At 64.8% G+C, this 22874-nt stretch carries 25 protein-coding genes; 17 read left to right on the top strand and 8 right to left on the bottom strand.

Annotated features, from left to right (window positions below):
• Window positions 1–22: 22 nt before the first annotated feature.
• The gene (nodI, locus tag VSR34_RS00850; protein ID WP_028209969.1) at window positions 23–937 is read right to left on the bottom strand and encodes a nodulation factor ABC transporter ATP-binding protein NodI; all 915 of its coding nucleotides are present in this window, start codon (window positions 935–937) and stop codon (window positions 23–25) included.
• Between the two features lie 310 nt (window positions 938–1247).
• Here nodI and VSR34_RS00845 point away from each other — a divergent pair, with 310 nt between their 5' ends.
• Window positions 1248–1715 (top strand): universal stress protein, encoded by a 468-nt coding sequence (locus tag VSR34_RS00845; protein WP_028209968.1) that lies wholly within the window; start codon window positions 1248–1250, stop codon window positions 1713–1715.
• 63 nt (window positions 1716–1778) lie between these two features.
• Here the strand turns inward: VSR34_RS00845 and VSR34_RS00840 are convergent, their stop codons facing one another.
• From VSR34_RS00840 to lexA, 3 genes are all read right to left on the bottom strand, one after another.
• Window positions 1779–2480, bottom strand: a complete 702-nt coding sequence (locus VSR34_RS00840; protein WP_342961611.1) for a DUF2939 domain-containing protein — start codon at window positions 2478–2480, stop codon at window positions 1779–1781.
• Window positions 2481–2586: 106 nt separating this feature from the next.
• Window positions 2587–2964, bottom strand: a complete 378-nt coding sequence (locus tag VSR34_RS00835; protein ID WP_028230457.1) for a hypothetical protein — start codon at window positions 2962–2964, stop codon at window positions 2587–2589.
• 64 nt (window positions 2965–3028) lie between these two features.
• A complete protein-coding gene (gene lexA, locus VSR34_RS00830; protein ID WP_028209965.1) occupies window positions 3029–3679 on the bottom strand; it encodes a transcriptional repressor LexA in 651 nt (216 codons plus the stop codon).
• A 274-nt stretch (window positions 3680–3953) separates the two neighbouring features.
• Between lexA and VSR34_RS00825 the strand changes: the two genes are divergently transcribed.
• From VSR34_RS00825 to VSR34_RS00800, 6 genes are all read left to right on the top strand, one after another.
• Window positions 3954–5000, top strand: a complete 1047-nt coding sequence (locus VSR34_RS00825) for a sulfate ABC transporter substrate-binding protein (RefSeq protein WP_028209964.1) — start codon at window positions 3954–3956, stop codon at window positions 4998–5000.
• A gap of 122 nt (window positions 5001–5122) precedes the next feature.
• A complete protein-coding gene (gene cysT, locus VSR34_RS00820; RefSeq protein WP_342961610.1) occupies window positions 5123–6034 on the top strand; it encodes a sulfate ABC transporter permease subunit CysT in 912 nt (303 codons plus the stop codon).
• Window positions 6031–7002 carry a sulfate ABC transporter permease subunit CysW gene (cysW, locus tag VSR34_RS00815; RefSeq protein WP_342961609.1) on the top strand — a complete coding sequence of 324 codons (972 nt, stop codon included), beginning with the start codon at window positions 6031–6033 and terminating at the stop codon, window positions 7000–7002. Before cysT ends, cysW begins: the two co-directional genes overlap by 4 nt.
• 2 nt (window positions 7003–7004) lie before the next feature.
• Window positions 7005–8063, top strand: coding sequence for a sulfate ABC transporter ATP-binding protein (locus tag VSR34_RS00810; RefSeq protein WP_028209962.1), 1059 nt, complete (start codon window positions 7005–7007; stop codon window positions 8061–8063).
• A gap of 72 nt (window positions 8064–8135) precedes the next feature.
• Window positions 8136–9062, top strand: a complete 927-nt coding sequence (locus tag VSR34_RS00805) for a CysB family HTH-type transcriptional regulator (RefSeq protein WP_028209961.1) — start codon at window positions 8136–8138, stop codon at window positions 9060–9062.
• A 45-nt stretch (window positions 9063–9107) separates the two neighbouring features.
• Window positions 9108–10133, top strand: a complete 1026-nt coding sequence (locus tag VSR34_RS00800) for an asparaginase (protein WP_342961608.1) — start codon at window positions 9108–9110, stop codon at window positions 10131–10133.
• Window positions 10134–10220: 87 nt separating this feature from the next.
• Here the strand turns inward: VSR34_RS00800 and lysM are convergent, their stop codons facing one another.
• The 4 genes from lysM to gcl all read right to left on the bottom strand — a co-directional run bounded on the left by lysM (window position 10221) and on the right by gcl (window position 14791).
• Window positions 10221–10709, bottom strand: coding sequence for a peptidoglycan-binding protein LysM (gene lysM, locus VSR34_RS00795; protein ID WP_028209959.1), 489 nt, complete (start codon window positions 10707–10709; stop codon window positions 10221–10223).
• A 451-nt stretch (window positions 10710–11160) separates the two neighbouring features.
• Window positions 11161–12066, bottom strand: coding sequence for a 2-hydroxy-3-oxopropionate reductase (locus VSR34_RS00790; protein ID WP_342961607.1), 906 nt, complete (start codon window positions 12064–12066; stop codon window positions 11161–11163).
• A gap of 42 nt (window positions 12067–12108) precedes the next feature.
• Window positions 12109–12906, bottom strand: a complete 798-nt coding sequence (hyi, locus tag VSR34_RS00785; RefSeq protein WP_028209957.1) for a hydroxypyruvate isomerase — start codon at window positions 12904–12906, stop codon at window positions 12109–12111.
• A 109-nt stretch (window positions 12907–13015) separates the two neighbouring features.
• On the bottom strand, window positions 13016–14791 hold the full coding sequence (gene gcl, locus VSR34_RS00780; RefSeq protein WP_342961606.1) for a glyoxylate carboligase: 1776 nt from the start codon (window positions 14789–14791) through the stop codon (window positions 13016–13018).
• Between the two features lie 246 nt (window positions 14792–15037).
• On the opposite strand from gcl, the gene VSR34_RS00775 reads away from it, so the two are divergent.
• The 10 genes from VSR34_RS00775 to VSR34_RS00730 all read left to right on the top strand — a co-directional run bounded on the left by VSR34_RS00775 (window position 15038) and on the right by VSR34_RS00730 (window position 22817).
• The gene (locus tag VSR34_RS00775; protein WP_028209955.1) at window positions 15038–15946 is read left to right on the top strand and encodes a LysR substrate-binding domain-containing protein; all 909 of its coding nucleotides are present in this window, start codon (window positions 15038–15040) and stop codon (window positions 15944–15946) included.
• A 146-nt stretch (window positions 15947–16092) separates the two neighbouring features.
• Window positions 16093–16872, top strand: a complete 780-nt coding sequence (locus tag VSR34_RS00770; RefSeq protein ID WP_028209954.1) for an RNA polymerase sigma factor — start codon at window positions 16093–16095, stop codon at window positions 16870–16872.
• Window positions 16862–17779: a zf-HC2 domain-containing protein gene (locus tag VSR34_RS00765; RefSeq protein WP_028209953.1), complete on the top strand. Its 918-nt coding sequence runs from the start codon at window positions 16862–16864 to the stop codon at window positions 17777–17779. Before VSR34_RS00770 ends, VSR34_RS00765 begins: the two co-directional genes overlap by 11 nt.
• Window positions 17780–17998: 219 nt before the next feature.
• Window positions 17999–18370 (top strand): 30S ribosomal protein S6, encoded by a 372-nt coding sequence (gene rpsF, locus VSR34_RS00760; RefSeq protein ID WP_028209952.1) that lies wholly within the window; start codon window positions 17999–18001, stop codon window positions 18368–18370.
• 45 nt (window positions 18371–18415) lie between these two features.
• The gene (gene priB, locus VSR34_RS00755; RefSeq protein WP_028204898.1) at window positions 18416–18715 is read left to right on the top strand and encodes a primosomal replication protein N; all 300 of its coding nucleotides are present in this window, start codon (window positions 18416–18418) and stop codon (window positions 18713–18715) included.
• A 2-nt stretch (window positions 18716–18717) separates the two neighbouring features.
• On the top strand, window positions 18718–18993 hold the full coding sequence (rpsR, locus tag VSR34_RS00750) for a 30S ribosomal protein S18 (protein ID WP_017776738.1): 276 nt from the start codon (window positions 18718–18720) through the stop codon (window positions 18991–18993).
• Between the two features lie 27 nt (window positions 18994–19020).
• Entirely contained in the window at window positions 19021–19473 is a 453-nt protein-coding gene (gene rplI / locus VSR34_RS00745; RefSeq protein WP_028209951.1) for a 50S ribosomal protein L9, read from the top strand.
• Between the two features lie 158 nt (window positions 19474–19631).
• The gene (locus tag VSR34_RS00740) at window positions 19632–21014 is read left to right on the top strand and encodes a replicative DNA helicase (protein ID WP_028209950.1); all 1383 of its coding nucleotides are present in this window, start codon (window positions 19632–19634) and stop codon (window positions 21012–21014) included.
• Window positions 21015–21169: 155 nt separating this feature from the next.
• Window positions 21170–21796, top strand: a complete 627-nt coding sequence (locus tag VSR34_RS00735; RefSeq protein ID WP_028209949.1) for a DUF47 domain-containing protein — start codon at window positions 21170–21172, stop codon at window positions 21794–21796.
• Between the two features lie 10 nt (window positions 21797–21806).
• Window positions 21807–22817, top strand: a complete 1011-nt coding sequence (locus VSR34_RS00730) for an inorganic phosphate transporter (protein ID WP_028209948.1) — start codon at window positions 21807–21809, stop codon at window positions 22815–22817.
• Window positions 22818–22874 lie beyond the last annotated feature (57 nt).

Here is a 22874-nt window from a genome sequence, read left to right as displayed (position 1 = left end):
GCGATCCTGGATTTTGACGCCGTCAATCCTGCATCTCGCGGCCCGTGAGCCGCAAGAACACGTCTTCGAGATTCGCGGGCCGGTGCAGGTAGCGCAGGTCCGATCGATGGCGCAGTTTCGCATGCACGGGCGCGGGGTCGTCGACGTAGCAGAACAGCGTCTCGCCGCTGATCTCGGTACGCTTTGCGTCGGCGGCGAGTTCGTCGCGCAGTGCAACCGGGTCCGGTCCGTAGACCTCGATCACATCGCAGCCGATTTCCGCTTCGATCAGCGCCTTGGGCGCGCCTTCGGCAATCTTGCGGCCTTCTTCGATCACGCACACGCGATTGCAAAGCCGTTCGGCCTCCTCCATGAAATGCGTGGTGAGGAGAATCGTCTTGCCGCGCGCGAGCAGCGAGCGCAGGCGCTCCCAGATCAGGTGACGCGCCTGCGGGTCGAGGCCCGTGGTGGGCTCGTCCATCACGAGCACGTCGGGGTCGTTCACGAGCGCGCGCGCGAGTGTGAGACGACGGCGCATGCCGCCCGAAAGCTCGCCCACGCGCGCGTCGGCCTTGCTTTCGAGGCGCGCGAACTCGAGCAGCGGCGCGACGAGCGCTTTCGTTTCACGCGCGGATAAACCAAAGTAACGGCCGAACACGAGCAGGTTCTCGCGTACGGTGAAGTCGGGATCGAGATTGTCGAACTGCGGGACGACGCCGACGCGCTGACGAGCATGGCGCGCCCGCGCCGGCACGGGTTCCCCGCACAGGCTGATGCGCCCGGCATCGGGCGAAACGATGCCAAGGAGCATGCGCAGCGTCGTGGTTTTCCCCGCGCCGTTGGGGCCGAGCAGCCCGAAGCATTCGCCCGGGAGGACATCGAACGACAGGCCGTTGACGACCGTCCTGTCTCCGTAATGTTTGAAGACCTGCTCGAATTCGATGGCGGGTGCGGGCATGGACCGGTTGAACGTGAGTCGAACGGGCGGCGCGCGAGTCGAACAAAAAACGAACGAAGAGCTGAACGAACAATCGCACGAAACAAGGCGGCCTATTCTAGTGCATTGCGGCGCAGCGAGTGGGCGGCCGCTCTCGGCCCTTTGCGCTGTTCGAGGTTAATGCATGCCGCGACAAGTATTCGGCTCGCCCAAGGCGCATCTGGCGTTTTCCGATGCTGACCTGGCGTTTTCCAGCCCTTGCACGCGCAATTGCGGCGCACCATGATGAGCATCGCACAGCCGGCAATCATGCGGGCACGGAGAAGCGATCATGGCGAGCTACAAAAAAATTCTGCTCTGTTACGACGGCTCGCGCGAAGGCCGCAAGGCGCTGCGTTGCGGCGCTGATCTTGCGCTCGATCTGCAGGCGGAAACGCATTTGCTGTCGGTCGTCGACATGCGTTCGACGATCGCGCAGAGTGCCGGCCTCCTCACCGATGTGGCCTGCGGCCGCTTCGAGGAAACGGCGCGAGAAATCCTTCAGGAAGGCGTGGACTGGCTGACCGAGCGCGGCGTGCGCGCGCAGGGGCATTTCGCGTTCGGGCATCCGATCGACGAGATTGCGAATCTGGCCAACGAACTGCATGTCGACCTCGTGGTTGTGGGCCATCGCTGCCGTACCGGGCTCTCGCGCTGGTGGATGGGGGCGGGCAACACGCCGCTGCTCGATCGCGTGTCGTGCAGCATTCTGGTGGCGTGTTCGTCGGCTGCCGAGGACAAGCAGCAAGCCGCCGCGTAGTGCGCTGGGAGCGCGCCCGGTTCCCCTGGAACGGACCTGTTCCGGCATCGTTTCACAAACGCCTCAATTCGAGGCGTTTCCTTCATTGAGCTCCACTGCCGAGAGCTTCCACCCAAAGAGCCCGTGACGCTGCAGGATGGCGGCATAGTGCTCGCCCGTACTGCCGCGGTCCCATGTGAGCGCGAACTCGTTGAGGCCGCGATAGGCAGCCGTGGTAACTGGCCGTGCCCCGGGCGCGGGATTCCCGGACGCCGGCGCGGGCGGCGCGGCAGGCGGCGCTGCGGGGGCGGGTGCCGATTGCGCCGGTTGCGCCGATTGTGCCGATTGTGCTGCCTGCGCGCCTGATTCCTCTGGCGATGGCGCGTGCGGCCGGTCGCCGGGCTTGCCCGTCGGCGGCATGCCATCGAGCAGCGCGGCGACGCCCTCAGGCGTAGCGTACGCATCCACGAGCGGGCCAATCAGCGCCGCGCCGATCACGGCGCCGAGGATCACCAGCGGGTTACTGCTGTGTTCCGCATGAATGCGCCGCTGCAGCATCTCGCCAACCTGCTGCTTGAGGCTCAAGCGCAGCGCAGGGTAATCGACGTACTGGTCGAGCGTGGCGGCGTCGCGCGCGTCGGCCGCGGCTTTCATGCGATTCACCGCGATATAGGGCGACGCGTAGGCGTAGCCGACCGCGGCAACGACCATGGCGATCGCAACCGTGATCGCAACGGTTTTTTTCCAGCCGTGCGTCTTACGTGGAGTCGTGAGGGATTCCGTCATCGGGATAGGGTAAATCGTTCAAACGTGGTGTTGACCGCAAACCAGCGAAAAGAATCCCCACGTGATCCCGAGCGCGACCTCTTGAGCGGAAAACCGGCTCGCGACCTTACTTCGCGAGCGCCGCCGGGAGGTCGGTGGACTGTTCGGCGATGCAGCGGTCGATCGCGCGGCAAACCGCATCCACCGTGCCGACGAGGATGAGCCGCGACGGGCCCTGGTAGACGCGCACCGGCGCCCGGCGCATGGGCTGCTCGGTGTTGAGCGTGCTGTTGAGCGAAACGCGCGCAAACGCCGGCTGTGCCGAGGGCAGCGCCGGGAGATCGGCGGTGCTGGCCGCCACCATGCCTGGCGTCTCTTCGAAAAGCGAGCGGTTCAGCGCTGCGGCGGGGACGCGGACTTCGCGAAGCGCGCATGACGCGATTCCACGAAGATGGCGCAGACGGCCGAATTGACGGAAGGGCAGCAAGCGGGCAAGGCGTTCCATGACTCTCTCCAGAGATCGCGCAAACGGGGCGCAACGGGGGCGCAAATGAGCGCAAGCGGATTGCTTAGAATTCGGTAGGCCGGATCAGGCCGACCGCAATGCCTTCGAGCGCGAAATCCGCGCTGCCGGCCTCGACAAAAATATTGTCGTAGTCGGGATTCTCGGCGATCAACTCGACGCCGTTCGGGCGGCGCTTCAGGCGCTTGACGGTCACGTCGTCGCCTAGGCGCGCCACGATGATCTGGCCGTCTTTCGCCTCGGCCTTCTTCTGCACCGCGAGCAGGTCGCCGTCGAGAATGCCGGCGTCGCGCATCGAGAGGCCGCGCACCTTCAACAGATAGTCGGGACGGCTCGAGAAGAGCGCAGGGTCGCACATGTAGTTCTGCGAGATGTGCTCCTGCGCGAGGATCGGACTACCCGCCGCGACGCGGCCTACGAGCGGCAGCGAGAGCTGCATGATGCCCGGATGCGGCAGCGTGAACTGGTGCGGCAGGTCGTCGGGCCCAGGCACGAGCCGGATGCCGCGCGAGGCGCCTGCAGCCAGTTCGATCACGCCCTTGCGCGCGAGGGCGCGCAGATGCTCCTCCGCAGAGTTGGCCGAGCTGAAACCGAGTTCCGCGGCGATTTCCGCGCGCGTGGGCGGAAAGCCCGTGCGCTCGATTGCCCGGCGAACGAGATCGAAAACCTGCTGCTGTCGTGCGGTGAGTTTGGTCATGGCGCCACTGTATGTTTGAACAGGTAACTGTATTTTTATACAGTATCCGTCGCTTTTCAAGTATTACTTGAAGTTCGACAACCGGGCGTTGCCATAGCGCCGCTTCGAGGCGCTTCGGTAGCCGAAAACGTGTTGCGGCAGCGACTTCCTCCGCCTTTACCACTTTTGCGTATTAAAGAATGAGGAAACATTATTTTTAATGATGTAAGCGGATCGCTAGACTGGCCTCCATCAGTGGTTGTCACTACGCAGGACAAAAATGGAGAACAGATAGATGGGCACCAGGAACACGGGGAACGCCGGTTGGCTGAAGACGCTGGCGGCAAAACTGGTCATCGGCATTGCACCGCTCGTTGGCCTCGCGGCTATGGCGCCGGCGGCTCATGCGGATACGTCGCTGCTCAACGTGTCCTACGATCCGACGCGCGAGCTGTACCAGGACATCAACGACGCGTTCATCAAGCAATGGAAGGCGAAGTCGGGCGAGACGCTCGCCATCAAGCAGTCGCACGGCGGCTCGGGCGCGCAGGCGCGCTCGGTGCTCGACGGCCTGCAAGCCGACGTCGTGACGCTCGCGCTTGCCTGGGACATCGACGCGCTCGCCAACAAGGGCATCGTCGCGAAGGACTGGCAAAAGCGGCTGCCCGACAATGCCTCGCCGTACACGTCGACGATCGTGTTCCTCGTGAGGAAGGGCAATCCGAAGCACATCAAGGACTGGGACGACCTCGTGAAGCCCGGCGTCTCGATCGTCACGCCGAATCCCAAGACCTCGGGCGGCGCGCGCTGGAACTATCTCGCCGCGTGGGCGTACGCGTCGCACCAGCCGGGCGGGAATGAGCAAAAGGCGAAGGACTTCATTTCGAAGCTCTACAAGAACGCCGGGGTGCTCGACTCGGGCGCGCGCGGCGCGACGACGAGCTTCGTGCAGCGCGGCATCGGCGACGTGCTGATCGCATGGGAGAACGAAGCGTTCCTCTCGCTCAAGGAGTTCGGCCCGGACAAGTTCGAGATCGTGGTGCCTTCGGTGAGCATTCTCGCGGAGCCGCCGGTGGCCGTGGTGGACAAGGTCGTCGACAAGCGCGGCACGCGCAAGGAGGCCGAAGCGTACCTGCAGTTCCTCTATAGCGAAGAGGGCCAGGAGATCGCCGCGAAGAACTTCTATCGTCCGCGTTCGGACAAGGTCCCCGCGGCGCTCACGGCGAAGTTTCCGAAGCTCAAGCTCTACACGGTCGACGACACGTTCGGTGGCTGGACCAACGCGCAGAAGACGCATTTCGCCGATGGCGGCGTGTTCGACTCGATTTATCAGCCGCAGTAAGACTATGCAGCACCGGTCGGGATTCGATCACGATCCCACCGCATAACAACGAAGCGCGCCCACGGGCGCGCTTTTCGGCGCAGCGTTGGAACACGCGCGCAACCCATGTCTGGACGATGAGCATGACGACGTTTCGATCGACGTTTCGATTACGCAAGCCCAGTGCGCTGCCGGGATTCGGCATCACGCTCGGCATCACGGTGGCGTATCTGAGCCTCGTGGTGCTCATTCCGCTTGCCGCCACCTTCCTGAAGACCGCGACGCTCGACTGGAGCCAGTTCGTGCGCGCCGTGTGGTCGCCGCGCGTGATCGCGTCGTACCGGCTCACCTTTACGGCTGCGCTCGGCGCCGCGCTGATCAACGCGGTGTTCGGCTTTCTGCTCGCGTGGGTGCTGGTGCGCTATACGTTCCCGTTCAAGCGTTTGATCGATGCGCTCGTCGACCTGCCGTTCGCGTTGCCGACCTCCGTGGCCGGCATTTCGCTTGCCGCCGTTTATGCGGGCAATGGCTGGATCGGCCAGTTCCTGGAACCGCTCGGGCTCAAAGTCGCGTTCACGCCGCTCGGCGTGCTCGTGGCGCTGACCTTCATCGGCCTGCCGTTCGTCGTGCGCACGGTGCAACCGGTGCTCGAGGACTTCGAGCGCGAACAGGAGGAGGCCGCGGCGTGCCTCGGCGCGTCGCGCTGGCTCACGTTCCGCCGCGTCGTGCTGCCCGCGCTGGTGCCGGCGCTGCTCACCGGCTTCGCGCTCGCCTTCGCGCGTGCGCTGGGCGAGTACGGCTCGGTCATCTTCATCGCGGGCAACGTGCCGATGAAGTCGGAGATCACGTCGCTCCTCATCATCACGAAGCTCGAACAATACGATTACGCGGGCGCGACGGCGCTCGCCGTGGTCATGCTGTGCGTCTCCTTCGTCATGCTGCTCCTCATCAATTCGTTGCAGTGGTATCTGCAACGCCGCACGAGCCGGGGTATCACCTCGGGCGGCGCGCCGCATGCCGTTGCGGGCGCAACGATCGCGGGAGGTGCGCAATGAGCACGCTGCCGCAACAACGAAGCACACGCCGGCTGGATCCGGTCACCGAAGCCGCCTGGGTGCGCTGGCTGCTCACGGGCGTCGCGCTCGTGTTTCTGGCGCTGTTTCTGGTGGTGCCGCTCGTCGCGGTGTTCTGGCAGGCGCTTTCGAAAGGCGTTGGTTTCTATTTCGAATCGCTAGCCGACCCCGACGCGCTCTCGGCGATCAAGCTCACGCTCATCACGGCGGCGATCGCGGTGCCGCTCAATCTGGCGTTCGGCCTTGCCGCTTCGTGGGCGATCGCGAAGTTCGAGTTTCGCGGCAAGGCGCTGCTCACCACGTTGATCGATTTGCCGTTCTCGGTCTCGCCCGTGATCTCGGGTCTCATCTATGTGCTGCTGTTCGGCGCGCAGGGCTGGCTCGGCCCGTGGCTCGCGGACCACGACGTGCAGATCATCTTCGCCGTGCCGGGCATCGTGCTCGCGACGATCTTCGTGACGTTCCCGTTCGTCGCACGCGAGCTGATCCCGCTCATGCAGGCGCAAGGCAGCGACGAGGAAGAGGCCGCGCACGTGCTGGGCGCCTCGGGCTGGCAGATGTTCCGCCGCGTCACGCTGCCCAACATTCGCTGGGGCTTGTTGTACGGCGTAATTCTTTGCAATGCGCGCGCGATGGGCGAGTTCGGCGCCGTCTCGGTGGTGTCGGGACATATTCGCGGACAGACCGACACGATGCCGCTGCATGTCGAGATCCTTTACAACGAGTACAACTTCGCGGCGGCGTTTGCCGTGGCCTCGCTGCTCGCGTTGCTCGCGCTCGTCACGCTTGGTCTGAAGCTGCTCGCGGAGCGCCGTCTTTCGGCCGAGCTGCGCGGCGCGCACGACGTTCCCGCGTACGCCGGCCCCCCGGCCGCAGCGTTGCAACAACCCTCGAAGCATGCCGCTGCGCCTCGCGTGGTGCGTCAACCGGTACATTTGGGAGAGCAATAAAGATGGCCATCACCGTCACCAATCTGCAAAAGCGCTTCGGCAACTTCACCGCGCTCGACAACGTGTCGCTCGACTTTCCGGCGGGCGAGCTCGTCGCGTTGCTCGGCCCGTCCGGCTGCGGCAAGACCACGCTCCTGCGCGTGATCGCGGGCCTCGAATACGCGGACGCGGGCCAGGTCGTGCTGCAAGGCCAGGACGTAGGCGAGGTGGGGGCGCGCGAGCGCCAGGTGGGCTTCGTGTTCCAGCACTACGCACTCTTTCGCCACATGACGGTGTTCGAGAACGTGGCGTTCGGCCTGCGCGTGAAGCCACGCGGCGAGCGGCCCTCGGAGGCCGTGATTCGCGAAAAGGTGCACGAGCTGCTCAAGCTCGTGCAGCTCGACTGGCTTGCGCAGCGCTACCCGTCCGAGCTGTCGGGCGGCCAGCGTCAGCGCATTGCGCTCGCCCGCGCGCTCGCCGTGGAGCCGAAGGTGCTGCTGCTCGACGAGCCATTCGGCGCGCTCGACGCCAAGGTGCGCAAGGAGTTGCGCTCATGGCTGCGCCGCCTGCACGACGACCTGCACATCTCGACGATCTTCGTCACGCACGATCAGGAAGAAGCGCTCGAAGTGGCCGATCGCATCGTCGTGATGAACCATGGACGCGTGGAGCAGGTAGGAAGCCCGCAGGACGTCTACGATCATCCGCAGTCGGCGTTCGTCTACGAATTCCTCGGCGCGGCGAACCGTCTGCGCGGCAACGTGGACGCGCGCGGCTTCGTGGCCGACGGCGCGGACCAGCCGATCTCAGTACGTGCCGGCTTCGAGGGCCCGGCGCTCGCCTACGTGCGGCCTCACGATCTCGTGCTGCATCGCGAAGCGAGCGATCATCGCGACGGCATCGTCGTCGACGTGCGCCGCGTGGTGACGCTGGGCGGCTCGGTGCGCGTGGAGCTGGAGAGCCGCACGGGCGGGGCGCTCGAAGCCGAGCTCGACCGCGAGTCGTGGCGCGCGCTGGGGCTCGCGGTGGGCGAGGGCGTCACGGCGGTGCCACGCGGCCTGCGCGTTTTCCCCGCGCAATGAGCGCATGATTCGCGCGAAAGCGCTCGCATCGAATAAAACGAATAAACGGTCAGCAGTATCGGAGAAAAGACGATGAATTTTCAGCAGTTGCGTTTCGTGCGCGAAGCCGTACGGCAGAACATGAACCTGACCGAAGTGGCGAACGTGCTGTATACGTCGCAGTCGGGCGTTTCGAAGCAGATCAAGGATCTCGAAGACGAACTCGGCGTGGACATCTTCATTCGCCGCGGCAAGCGCCTCACGGGCCTCACGGAGCCGGGCAAGGCGGTGCATCAGCTGATCGAGCGCATGCTGCTCGACGCCGAGAACCTGCGCCGCGTGGCGCGTCAGTTCGCGGATCAGGACAGCGGCCACCTCGTCGTCGCCACCACGCACACGCAGGCGCGCTACGCGCTGCCCAAGGTCGTGCACCAGTTCCGCGAAGTGTTTCCGAAGGTTCACCTCGCGCTGCGCCAGGGCAACCCGCAGCAGATCGCCCAGATGATCATCAACGGCGAGGCCGACATCGGCATCTCGACCGAGGCGCTCGACCGCTACGCGGACATCGTCACCTTTCCGTGCTATTCGTGGCATCACGTGGTGGTCGTGCCGAAGAGCCATCCGCTCGTGGGCCGCGAGAATCTCACGCTCGAAGACGTGGCCGAATATCCGGTCATCACCTACGATCAGGACTTCACGGGCCGCTCGCATATCGACCAGGCCTTCGCCAAGGCGGGCGTGGTGCCCGACGTCGTGCTGACCGCCATCGACGCCGACGTGATCAAAACCTACGTCGAACTCGGCATGGGCGTGGGCATCGTCGCGGCGATGGCCTACGACCCGAAGCGTGACAGCGAACTCGTCGCACTCGACACGGAGCATCTGTTCGATGCGAGCACGACGCGGGTGGGCCTGCGCAAGGGCGCGTTCCTGCGCCAATATGCATACCGGCTCATCGAGATGTTCGCGCCGCAGCTCAACGAGCAGCAGATCGCCAGCCAGTTGCGCGAGCCGGGCTGAAGTCCGGTTTTCCCGGCGGCCGGCGGATCGCTTAAAATCGCCGCCATGAACACATCCACTTCCTCTTCTGCGGCGGCCCGTGGGCTGCCGCGCATTGCGGTGCTCGCCACGGGCGGCACGATCGCCGGCTCCGCGGCGGACGCGGCGAACACCGCCGGCTACCAGGCCGGTGTAATCGGTGTCGCCCAGCTGCTCGCGGCCGTGCCGGGCCTCGACGCCATCGCGCAGATCCATGCCGAGCAGGTCGCGAGCATCGACAGCAAGGACATGTCGCTCGCGTTGTGGACGACGCTCGTTCAGCGCGTGAACGATGTGCTGGCAAGCGACGAGATCGACGGCGTGGTGATCACGCACGGCACCGATACGCTCGAAGAAACCGCGTATCTGCTGCACCTCACGGTGAAGAGCGCGAAGCCGTGCATCTTGACGGCCGCCATGCGCCCCGCCACGGCGCTTTCGGCCGACGGCCCGCTCAATCTGCTCAACGCCGTCACGCTTGCCGCGAGCGAAGCGGCGACAGGGCAGGGCGTGCTGGTGGCGTTCAACAACCGCATCCATTGCGCGCGCGACGTCGCGAAGATCAGCACCTACGCGGTGGATGCATTCCAGTCGCCCGAAATCGGCGCGCTGGGCTGGGTACAGGATGGGCGCGTCGAATTTCAGCGCCGCGCGCTGCGCCCGCATACGGTGGACGCACCGTTCAGCGCCACTGCGCAATGGCCGCAGGTCGAGATCGTGACGAGCTACGCGGGCGTCTCGCGCGCGGCAGTGGAGGCGCTCGTGGCCGCGGGTGTGGATGGTTTCGTCGTGGCCGGCACCGGTAACGGCTCGATTCACGCCGGCTTGCAGCAGTCGCTGGCCGAGGCGGCCGCAAGGGGTGTCGCAGTCGTGCGCGCCTCGCGCGTAGGCTCGGGCCATGTGATGCACAACGGCGCGGCGAAGGACGATGCGCTCGGGTTCGTCTCCGCTGGCTCGCTCAGCCCTTACAAGGCGCGTGTGCTGCTACTGCTCGCGCTTGCCGCGGGCGCAGTCGACAAAGAGGCGTTGCAGAACGCATTCGATACATACTGAGCGAACGCGCGTTCAGAACACAAGCATCGCACGAAAGACAAACAGGCCTGGCGAGTTCGCCAGGCCTGTTGCTTTTGCAGCCGCGACTTACTGCAGCGGCGGAATCACGAGCACCTGACCCGGATAGATTTTGTCCGGGCTCTTGAGCATCGGCGTGTTCGCCTGGAAGATCAGGTCGTTCTTCGCGCCACTGCCGTAGTACTTCTCGGCCATCTTCCAGAGGTTGTCGCCGGAGACCACGGTGTGGTGCTGCGCTTCGGGCGCTGGGTTCGTCACGGTCATCTGGTCGTCGACCTTGTCGACGTTCTGCACGTTGCCCGCCGCGACGAGGATTTTCTCCTTCGTTGGCTGGTCGGCGGCGTTGCCTGTCACCGTGACGGTGTGCGAGGCGCCGTCATAGGTCACGCCGAGGTTATCGGCGTCGAGACCTTGCGAGCGGATATAGGCGACGATCGCGTCGGCCGCCTTCTGGTTCTGGTCGGCGGGCGCCGCGTCTGATTGCGCGGCGGCGGCCGGCGCAGCGGCCGTGCCAAACAGTTTTTCGCCGGCTTCCTTGATGAAATTGATAATGCCCATCGATCACACTCCTCACGTGCTGGAAATGACTGGGTGGTGACGTACTACATCCACCTTGATCCGTCCGCATGACAGACGGATGAAAGCACGATTCTAGAAACGCGGCCGCGCAGGGTCCATCGGGGCAGCGTCAAAGAGTGTGAAACGTGGGGGGAAAAGGGAAGCGAAACAAAAAAGGGCATCCGACAGGCGGACACCCGATGACGACGTCTGACCGACCAAGGCTTCCCCGTCGTCACCAGGTGCCGCTTTCGGACCCCACTGGCCGCCCTCAGCCCAGAGCGGCACCGATTTGCTCCGCGACGGTTGCCGCCGCCGCGAAGCGCCCCTCGGGAGGCTCGTGTGCTAACAGCCACTGCCGCTGCGCACGAGCCGGTATGCGTGATCCGGTTCTGGGGGCGGTGCGCGCTTAACCTCGCGCGAACCGCCTTCATGCAACCGGTAAACCAGCTCAAGCCGCCTTGACTTGCGCTTGCGGCTCGGCGATCTCGAAGTTCGCCATGATCTCGAGCGCGCGGATCATCGCCGAGTGGTCCCACGCCTTGCCGCCGTTCGCCACGCACACGCTGAAGAGTTGCTGCGCGCTGGCCGTGTGGGGCAGGGCGATGCCGAGCTTGCGGGCGCCATCGATCGCCAGGTTCAGATCCTTCTGGTGCAGCTCGATGCGAAAGCCCGGGTTGAACGTGCGCTTCGTCATGCGCTCGCCGTGCACTTCGAGAATGCGCGACGAAGCGAAGCCTCCCATCAGCGCCTTGCGCACACGCTCGGGGTCGGCGCCCGAACGTGCCGCGAACAGCAGCGCTTCGGCAACGGCCTCGATGTTGAGCGCGACGATGATCTGGTTCGCCACCTTGCAGGTCTGACCCGCGCCGTTGTCGCCGATGAGCGAGATGTTCTTGCCCACCAGTTCGAAGAGCGGCTTCGCGAGATCGAACGACTTCTGCGGGCCGCCCACCATGATCGTGAGCGTGGCTTCCCGCGCGCCGACTTCGCCGCCAGAAACCGGCGCGTCGAGATAGTCGCAGCCGAGCGCGTTGATCTGCTTCGCGAACTGCTGCGTTTCGATCGGCGAGATCGAACTCATGTCGATCACGAGTTTGCCGGCCGAGAGACCTTTGGCGACACCATCGTCGGCGAACAGGACGTTGGCGACATCGGGCGTGTCGGGCACCATCACGATGACGATGTCCGAGGCCCTCGCGACAGCCGTCGAATCGGCGACGACTTCCGTTTGCGCGCGCAGGTCGTCGGGCACCGGATACTTGCCGTTCACGGCGAGCGTGTGGCCGCCCTTGATGAGGTTGCGCGCCATGTGCGCGCCCATGATGCCCAGTCCAATAAAGCCAATCTTTGCCATCTTCGTGTCTCCGATAAAGCGAATGCGGTTGTCTCTCGATATTCAGGCGAGTTCGGCGGTGCGCAGCCGCGCGTTGCGCAGCCAGCCGAGACCTTCCGTGGTCGTCGTGCGCGGCTTGTACTCGCAGCCGATGTAACCCTCGTAGCCGAGCGTGTCGAGCAGATCGAAGAGGAACGGGTAGTGGATTTCACCCGTGCCCGGTTCGTTGCGGCCGGGGTTGTCGGCGAGCTGGATGTGGGCGATCTTCGCGAAGTGCTTCTTGATCGTCGCGGCGAGTTCGCCTTCCATGCGCTGCATGTGATAGATGTCGTACTGCAGGAATACGTTGTCCGAGCCCGTCTGTGCGATGACGTCGAGCGCTTCGCCGGAGCGGTTCAGCGCGAAGCCGGGGATATCGTAAGAGTTGCAGGGTTCCACTAGCAGACGGATGCCTTCGCGCTTGAGTTCGCTGGCAGCGTAGCGCAGGTTCTCGACGATCGTGGCGAGCGCTGTCTCGCGATCGACGCCAGCCGTCGGAATGCCGACGAGGCAATTGAGCTGCGGCACCTTCAGCGCCTTGGCATACTCGATTGCGCGGCCAACGCCTTCCTGGAACTCGCCGCGGCGATCGGGCAGGCAGGCAATGCCGCGCTCTCCCGCCTCCCAGTTGCCGGCCGGCAGATTGTGGAGCACGAGCTTCAGTCCGTTGATTTCGAGGCGCTCGGCCAGTTCGGCAGCTTTGTACGGATACGGGAAGAGGAATTCCACGGCGTCGAAGCCCGCAAGCGCGGCCGCGGCGAAGCGGTCGAGGAAGGGCATCTCGTTGAACAGCATGGTGAGATTCGCGGCAAATTTCGGCATGGGTTCGTCTCTCGGGGCAATGAGTGTGGGTGAGAGTCCGCTTTTCGCACATCAGGGCTGGGTGCGAAAAGCGGGGGAATGCAAGTTGCGTTGCAGCGGCGTCGGATGATCAGGATTGCAAAGCGATCGCTGTCGGCGCGTGCTCGGGCTTCTCGGCCAGCTCCTCGAACTCGTTGATCGCGTCGATTTCCGTGCCCATCGAGATGTTGGTCACGCGCTCCAGAATCACTTCGACGACGACCGGCACGCTGAACTCCGCAGCCATCGATTGCGCCTGCTTGAGCGCCGGGGCGATCTCCTCGGGCTTGAACACGCGCAGCGCCTTGCAGCCCAGGCCTTCGGCCACTGTTACGTGGTCGACGCCATAGCCGTTCACTTCGGGCGCGTTGATGTTCTCGAACGCGAGCTGCACGCAGAAGTCCATGTCGAACTGACGCTGCGCCTGACGGATCAGGCCGAGGTACGAGTTGTTCACCACCACGTGAACGTACGGCAGCTTGAACTGCGCGCCCACGGCCAGCTCTTCGACCATGAACTGGAAGTCGTAGTCGCCCGAGAGCGCCACGATGGGGCGGGTCGGATCGGCCGCGCGCACGCCGAGCGCCGCTGGAATCGTCCAGCCGAGCGGGCCCGCCTGGCCGCAGTTGATCCAGTTGCGTGCCTTGTACACGTGCAGGAACTGCGCGCCCGCGATCTGCGAAAGGCCGATCGTGCTCACGTAGCAGGTGTCGCGGCCAAACGCCTTGTTCATCTCTTCGTACACGCGCTGCGGCTTGATCGGCGTGTTCTCGAAATGCGTCTTGCGGTGCATCGTGCGTTTGCGCGCCTGGCAGTCGGCCACCCACGCGCTGCGGTCCTTCAACTTGCCCGCGGCCTTCCATTGCTGCGCGACTTCGACGAAGAGCTCGAGCGCGGCCTTCGCATCGGACACGATGCCGAGATCGGGGCCGAACACGCGGCCGATTTGCGTCGGTTCGATGTCGACGTGCACGAACTTGCGGCCCTTCGTGTAGACCTCGACGCTGCCCGTATGGCGGTTGGCCCAGCGGTTGCCCACGCCCAGCACGAAGTCCGAGGCGAGCATCGTGGCGTTGCCGTAGCGGTGCGAGGTCTGCAGGCCGACCATGCCGGCCATGAGCGGGTGGTCGTCGGCAATGGCGCCCCACGACATGAGCGTCGGGATGACCGGCACGCCCACCGTTTCGGCAAACTTGACGAGCAGGTCTTCGGCCGCCGCGTTGATCACGCCGCCGCCGGAAACGATCAGCGGCCTCTCGCTCGCGTTGAGCAGTTCGAGCGCGGCTTCGATCTGCTTGCGCGTGGCCTTCGGCTTGTAGACGGGCAGCGGCTCGTAGGTGTCGATGTCGAACTCGATTTCGGCGAGCTGCACGTCGATGGGCAGATCGATCAACACCGGCCCGGGACGGCCCGAGCGCATGAGATGGAATGCCTGCTGGAATGCGCGCGGCACGAGCGCCGGCTCGCGCACGGTCACGGCCCACTTGGTGACGGGCTTGGCGATCGACTCGATGTCGACGGCCTGGAAGTCTTCCTTGTAGAGGCGGGCGCGCGGCGCCTGGCCCGTGATCGCGAGAATAGGAATCGAGTCGGCCTGGGCGGAATAGAGGCCCGTGATCATGTCGGTGCCCGCGGGGCCCGAGGTGCCGATGCACACGCCGATGTTGCCGGGTGCGGCGCGCGTATAACCCTCGGCCATGTGCGAAGCGCCCTCGACGTGGCGCGCCAGCACGTGGGTGATGCCGCCGGCCTTCTTCATCGCCGAGTAGAACGGATTGATGGCTGCGCCCGGCACGCCGAAAGCGGTATCGATGCCTTCTTTTTCGAGCACCAGCACGGCGGCGTCGACGGCTCTCATTTTGGCCATGAATGTCTCCTGAATGTCTCGTATGCAAGGAATGGCGAAGCGGTTGAGGCCCACTGTAGTGGCGCAGGAAAGGTTTGATAAGATCAGTCTGGGTCGCTTATTTCGAAACAAAAAGTATGGAATGCTGGCGCGACGGGGCTTTGGGACATCCCGTTCAGCGCCAGGGGTGGCGTCGGCGCCTTCGGCGCGCGGCATGGGGCAGCAAGAGGCGCTCAAGCGCAACCTGCTGCCGACAGGAGACATGCAATGGACCGCTTCAAGCAGATCGAAACCTTCGTGCGCGTCGCGGACGCGGGCAGCCTCGCAGCGGCGGCGCTCGAGGAAGGCGTCTCGCCGGTGATCCTCGGGCGGCGTATCGATGCGCTCGAAAAGCGTCTCGGCGTGAAGCTCATATACCGCTCGACGCGGCGGCTCGTGGTGAGCGAGGAGGGCGCGGCGTTCCTCGAGCGCTGCCGCGGCCTGCTCGCCGACTGGGACCAGGCCGAAAACGAGCTTTCGGCGGGGCGCCAGGTGGTGAACGGCCATTTGATCGTCTCGGCGCCGGCCGCCTTCGGGCGCAAGCACGTCGCGCCGCTCGCGCCCGAGTTTCTCGTCGACAAGCCCGGTTTGCAGGTGTCGTTCAATCTCACCGACCGTGTGGTCGATCTGGTGCGCGAGGGTTACGACCTGTCGATTCGTATCGGCGGCGCCGTGGATCCGAACTTCGTCGCCGTCAAGCTCGCGACGAACCGGCGCGTGGTGTGCGGCACGCCCGAGTACTTCCGCAAGCACGGGCGCCCGAAAACGCTGGAAGACCTGCCGAGCCACAATTGCCTCGCGTTCAACCTCCAGGGCGGGCAGAACCGCGGCTGGTACTTCAGCCGCAACGGCAAGCTCGTGACCGTGCGCGTGGGCGGCACGCTCGACTGCAACGACGGCGAGCTGCTGCACCGCTGGGTGACCGAGGGGCTCGGGCTCGGCTGGCGTTCGACCTGGGAGATCGATGCCCAGCTCGCGCGCGGCGAACTCGAAACGGTGCTCGACGAGTACGCGCTGCCCGATTACGACATTCTCGCGGTGTACCCGCAACAGCGTTACGTCCCGGCGCGAGTCCGTTATTTCATCGATTTCCTCAAAGAGGTTTATGCGCGGCCCGGTTACTGGAGCGACGCGTAGCACGCGACCGGCGACGGATCACGCCGCGCTCGCCGATTTATTTTCGTTTTCGCGCGCAGTCAGCGGGAATAAACTGGGCCCGGCATCGGTAGTGCGTCTATGGCGGCCAGGGCCGCGCGAGCCAGACGAAGAGGCGAGGGGACGACGTGGGCGAAACCGCGTACGAGCAGGATGAGGCAGGACGCAGCCGCCGCTTCCAGGCGCTGGCGCTGCCGCATCTCGACGCAGCCTATAACCTCGCGCGCTGGCTCTCGCGCAATCCCGGCGACGCCGAAGACATCGTCCAGGAGGCGTTTCTGCGCGCGTTTCGCTTCTTCGACGCGTTTCGCGGCGACGAGGCGCGCCCCTGGCTGCTCGCGATCGTGCGGCGCGTCTGGTACGACGAGTGGCGGCGGCGCGCGGGCGCGGAAGAGGTGGCACCGTTCGACGAGTTGCGCGACGACACGCCGCTCGAAGGCTGGGAGACGGGCGGCGTCGATCCCGAGACGCTGGCGATCCGCGCCGAGGATACGCGCCACGTTCAGGACGCGTTGCGGCGCCTGCCGGTGGAGTACCGGGAAGTGCTGGTGCTGCGCGAACTGGAGGAGCTGGGCTACCGCGAGATTGCGGCCATCGCGGACTTGCCGCTGGGAACCGTGATGTCGCGGCTCGCACGCGGCCGGCGGCGCCTCGCGACGCTGCTGGCGTCGTATCGGGGCGAGCCTCGCGGGGCATCGGCAGGGGAAGCAACAAACGATTCGGTCGTCCGCGCGCAAGGATGCGCGGACGGCGCAGCAGGAGTCGGGGGAAGCAGTCAAGCCAGGAGACCATCCGTCCGGGAGACCGGCGGCCGGTTCCGCGAGGAGCCGGCCGCCGACGGCGGAGCGTCGTTGCGGCGACTCCCGCACGCCGAAGGCCGCACGAAGGAGGCGCCCGATGAACTGTAACGAAGCGCGCCCGCTGGTCGACGCCAGCGTCGATCGTGAACTTTCCCCCGCCGACGAATGGCGCATGCGCGAGCATCTGGCAGGCTGCGAGCAGTGCCGCCGCGCCGCCGACGACGCGCAGGCCATCTCTCGCATGATTCGCTCGGCGCCCTATCATCGGGCGCCCGCCGGGCTTGCCGCACGCGTCGTCGCAGCGCTGCCGGCGACGGTCGCGGAATCCGCAACGGTGCCGCCTCCGCCTTCGCGAGGGCGCGCCGCGGGCGGCTGGCGCGACTGGGTGCGGAGCTGGTGGCCATCCAGTGGCGGCGGGGCGCGGGGCGATGCGGGGTGGAGTGTGCCGATCCCAAACGCCGGCCCGCGCGCGGCGACGTTCGCGTGGTTCGGCGGCGCCCTGCTGATGCTCTGCGCGCTCGCCGTGATCGCCACGCTGCATCTGCGCGGGCCTGCTGCGCAAGCCGCTTTCGTCGACGATCTCGTTTCTAGCCACGTGCGCGCCCAGATCTCGGGCCGCGACCTCGACGTGATCTCGACGGACCGCCACACCGTGAAACCATGGTTCAACGGCCGCATCGACTATGCGCCGCCCGTCTTCGATCTGGCGCAGGAGGGCTTTGCGCTCGCGGGCGGCCGCCTCGATTATGTGGGGCGCGAGCGGGTGGCGGTCCTCGTCTATCACTATCGCAAGCACGTGATCGACGTCTACGTGTTCCCGCCGGGCGCGAGCGGCCCGGCCGTCTCGGGCGCCGCGCCGCCGCCTTCGAGCGAAGGCTACGCACTCCAGCGCTGGCAGGCGGCGGGCATGACCTGGTGGGCAGTGACGGATGCCGGCGCAGACGCGATTGACGGCCTGCGCGCGGCGCTCGACGCGCGGCTCGCGGCAGGCGCGGGCGAGGCGCACGGCAGCTAGGCGGCATTAGGCTTTCGCGTCTTTCGTTTCCAACGGGCGCACTGCGGGGGCGCCCCCGGCGCGCCAGGCGCCGCGCAAGTCATTGAAAACACGCCCGAATCATCGCGCCAAGGCCCGATCTAGCTTGCGCGCGCAACCCATCCGCGCTACAATCTTCGGCTTCTCACTTGCCGCACCGGTTCCGACGCCCGGGTGGCTTTAATCCAAAAGGAGTGATACATGCGTCATTACGAAATCGTCTTCATCGTGCATCCCGATCAGAGCGAGCAGGTGCCCGCCATGATCGAGCGCTACAAGAGCACGATCACGTCGCACGGTGGCCAGGTCCACCGCATCGAAGACTGGGGCCGTCGTCAACTGGCCTACATGATCGAGAAACTCGCGAAGGCTCACTACGTCTGCATGAACATCGAATGCGACCAGAGCACGCTCGACGAACTGGAACACGCGTTCAAGTTCAACGACGCTGTCCTGCGTCACCTCATCGTCAAGATGAAGAAGGCCGAAACCGGCCCGTCGCCGATGATGAAGGAAGTGCAGCGCGAAGAAGCCAAGAAGGCGGCTGCCCAGCCGACCGAAGCGCAGGCTTAATGGCACAAGCCATCAGGATTTAACGCATTTGCCCGAAATTGCCCCGTGAACAGGCTGCAACTCACGGCTAGCGTCGTGGAGCGCGAACCGGTGCGCTATACGCCCGCCGGCGTTCCGATCGCTAGCGTCACGTTGCAGCATCGCACGGAGGTCGTCGAAGCCGGCATTCCCCGCTTCGTCGAACTCACGATGCCCGCGGTGGCGGCCGGCAAAGCCTGCGGTCTCGTCGAAAGCTGCGAGATGGGCGTGGAAGCGCTCTTCACCGGCTTTCTGGCGAAGAAGCACCGCAATGCGCGAACCCTGGTGTTTCACATCACCGAAATGCAAGGTACAGGAAAGGACTAATCATGGCCCGCCCGACTGGTAAAAAATTCGACAAGCGTCGTCAGCAACAAAACCCGCTCTTCAAGCGCAAGAAGTTCTGCCGCTTCACGGCTGCAGGCGTCGAGCAGATCGACTACAAGGACATCGAAACGCTGAAGGACTTCATCGGCGAAAACGGCAAGATCACGCCGGCTCGCCTGACGGGTACGAAGGCCCACTATCAGCGTCAGCTGGACACGGCTATCAAGCGCGCGCGTTTCCTCGCGCTGATGCCGTACACCGACCAGCACAAGGCCTAACAAGACGACGCGATAAGGAGCAATAGAATGCAGATCATTCTTCTGGAAAAAGTCGTCAACCTGGGCAACCTCGGCGACATCGTCAAGGTGAAGGACGGTTACGCACGTAACTTCCTGATCCCGAACAAGAAGGCACGCCGTGCAACGAAGGACGCAATCGCCGAATTCGAAGTTCGCCGCGCTGAACTCGAAAAGGCCGCCGCTGAGAAGCTGGCAGCTGCACAAGCCGAAGGCGAGAAGCTCAACGGCCTGACCGTTCAGATCGGCCAGAAGGCCGGCGTGGACGGCCGTCTGTTCGGTTCGGTCACCAACGCGGACATCGCCGTTGCGCTGACGAAGCAAGGCTTCGCAGTGGAAAAGGCGCAAGTGCGTCTGCCGGAAGGCCCGCTGAAGATGGTGGGCGACCACCCGGTGCACGTTTCGCTGCACACCGACGTCCTCGTCGACGTCACGGTGTCGGTGCTGGGCGAGCACGCCTAAGCACTCAGCGCTTGCCGTGCACGCCCGCTCGGGCTGCACGGTTTGACGCAAAATTCAGGAAGGGCAGGAGCCGCAGGGCTTCTGCCTTTTTTGTTGCGTGCTCATTGCGTGTTTTCAAGCTTGTTCCGCGCGCCCCGATTGCCCGATAATTGCCCTCCATGAACGCTCCGAAAGATCCCCAACTCGACTCGCTGAAAGTCCCGCCGCACTCGATCGAAGCCGAACAATCGGTGCTCGGCGGCCTGTTGCTGGATAACGGCGCCTGGGACCGGATTGCCGACTTCCTCTCACAAAGCGACTTCTACCGCTACGATCACCGCATCATCTTCGAGCATATTGGCCGCCTGATCGCGGCTACGCGCCCGGCCGACGTGGTGACGGTGTACGAGGCGCTCGGCACCTCGGGCAAGGCCGACGACGTGGGCGGCCTCGCGTACCTGAACGCCCTCGCGCAGAACACGCCGAGCGCGGCGAACATCCGCCGCTATGCGGAAATCGTGCGCGACCGCGCGGTGCTGCGCCGCCTCGTCTCCGTCGCCGATGAAATCTCGGCCGATGCGTTCAACCCGCAGGGCAAGGAAGTGCGTCAGTTGCTCGACGAGGCGGAATCGAAGGTGTTCTCGATCGCCGAAGATGGCGCACGCGGCACCCAAGGCTTCCTCGAGATCGGGCCGCTGCTCACGCAGGTCGTGGAACGCATCGACACGCTTTATCACACGGCCAATCCCAGCGACGTGACGGGCACGCCAACGGGCTTCATGGATCTCGACCGCATGACGTCGGGCATGCACGGCGGCGAACTGATCATCGTGGCGGGACGCCCGTCGATGGGTAAGACCGCGTTCTCGATGAATATCGGCGAGTACGTGGCCGTGGAGTACGGCCTGCCCGTCGCGGTGTTCTCGATGGAAATGCCGGGCACGCAGCTGATCATGCGTATGCTCGGCTCCGTGGGTCGTCTCGACCAGCACCGCATGCGCACCGGGCGCCTGACCGACGAGGACTGGCCGAAGCTCACGCACGCGGTGCAGAAAATGAGCGAGGCGCAGATCTTCATCGACGAAACGGGCGGGCTGAACCCGATGGAACTGCGCTCGCGCGCGCGGCGCCTGTCGCGTCAATGCGGCAAACTCGGGCTCATCATCATCGACTATCTGCAGCTCATGAGCGGATCGTCGACGGGGGAGAACCGCGCCACCGAGATTTCAGAAATCTCGCGCTCGCTCAAGAGCTTGGCGAAGGAGCTGGATGTGCCCGTGATCGCGCTGTCGCAGCTGAACCGCGGTCTCGAGCAGCGTCCGAACAAACGCCCCGTGATGTCGGACCTGCGCGAGTCAGGCGCTATCGAACAGGACGCGGACGTCATCCTGTTCATCTACCGCGACGAAGTCTACAACCCGGACAGCCCCGACAAGGGCACCGCGGAGATCATCATCGGCAAGCAGCGTAACGGCCCGATCGGTCCCGTTCGGCTCACGTTCCACGGTCAATACACGAAGTTCGATAATTTTGCGGGCGCGCAGACCTTCTACGGCGAGTGACTTGCAGGCGGCGGTTGCGCCATAGTGGCGCAAAAGCCGCTGTTGCGCCCGTCATTCAATGCGGCCGTTCTCTGCTGACGATACAATATTGCCGTTTTGTGACGGCTATTTTGCTGTTTTGTGACGGCAATTCGAGACCAATTTCCGGGATACCAATGTTCGGTCGCTTCATGCCCACCGAGGGCAAATTCTTCGAGATCTTCAATGCGCACGCGAAGTGCATCGTTTCCGCGAGCCGCGAGCTCGAACTCCTGATCGATAACCTCGCGGATGCCGAGGTCCACAAGCAGAACGTGCAGGCGGCCGAAAAGCAGGCCGACAAGCTCACGCACGAGGCGATCGATCTCCTTCACAAGACGTTCATTACACCGCTCGACCGCGACGAGATCCACAAGCTGATCACGACGATGGACGACTGCCTGGATCTGATGGAAGACGTCGCCACCGCGATTTCGCTCTACGACGTGCAGTCGGTGACCGCCGAGGCGAGCCAGCTCGCGCACGTGGTGGCGGCTTCGGCGCAGCGCGTGCAGCTTGCGGTGGGAATGCTCTCCGACATGAAACAGGCGCGCGAGATCCTGAAGGCCTGCGAGGACATTGACCGACTCGAGTCCGACGCGGACCGCCTGCTGCGCGGGGCCATGTCGAAGCTCTTCCGCGAGGAAGACAACGTCAAGACGCTGATCAAGCTGAAAGCGATCTACGAGCTGCTCGAAACGATCACGGACAAGTGCGAGGATGTCGCGAACATCATCGAAGGCATCGTGCTGGAAAACGCCTGAGCGGACTGCGATGCAATCGATACAACTCGCCCTCTGGGCGGTCGCTACGCTGATCGCCATCGCCCTCGTTTTCGACTTCATGAACGGCTTTCACGATGCGGCGAATTCGATCGCCACGGTCGTGTCGACGGGGGTGCTCAAGCCGCAGCAGGCGGTTGCATTCGCCGCCATGTTCAACGTGATCGCCTATTTCGTGTTCCATCTGAAGGTCGCGCAGACGGTGGGCAAGGGCACCATCGACCCCGATATCGTCGACCACTATGTGGTGTTCGGCGCACTGATGGGCGCGATCGGCTGGAACGTGCTGACCTGGTACTACGGCATTCCGTCGAGTTCCTCGCATGCGCTGATCGGCGGCCTGGTGGGCGCGGCGCTCGCGAAGTCGGGCTGGGGCTCACTGAATTTCGACGGCCTCATGAAGACCGTGGCGTTCATCTTCGTCTCGCCGCTGCTCGGCTTCGTGCTGGGATCATTCTTCATGCTCACGGTGTCGTGGCTCTATTTCCGCACGCCGCCCAGCAAGGTCGACCGCCGGTTCCGGCGTCTGCAGCTTGTGTCGGCGGGGCTCTATAGCCTTGGTCACGGCGGCAACGATGCGCAGAAGACCATCGGCATCATCTGGATGCTGCTGATCGCAACGGGCTACTCGGCAATCGGCTCGGATGCGCCGCCCATCTGGGTGATTGGCGGCTGCTATCTGTCGATGGGTCTGGGCACGCTGTTTGGCGGCTGGCGCATCGTGCGAACGATGGGTCAGAAAATCACCAGGCTCAAGCCGGTCGGCGGCTTCTGTGCGGAGGCAGGCGGGGCGCTCACGCTCTTCACGGCTTCATGGATGGGCATTCCCGTGTCGACCACGCACACGATCACGGGCGCCATCGTCGGAGTTGGCGCGACGCAGAAGCTCAGCGCCGTGCGCTGGGGCGTTGCCGGCAACATCGTCTGGGCGTGGGTGCTGACCATCCCGGCCTCGGCCACGCTGGCCGCGGCCGCCTGGTGGCTCGGTCACCGCTTCATGTAAAACCTGCGGCGCCTTCGGGCGCCGCGGTGCTTTTCGGGGCTTGCCCGCGCTGCCGCG

This window comes from Paraburkholderia sp. JHI2823 (assembly GCF_038900695.1).
Lineage (GTDB): Bacteria > Pseudomonadota > Gammaproteobacteria > Burkholderiales > Burkholderiaceae > Paraburkholderia > Paraburkholderia mimosarum.
Note: the sequence above shows the minus strand (reverse complement) of the source record. Positions and strands in the feature narration are given on the sequence as shown.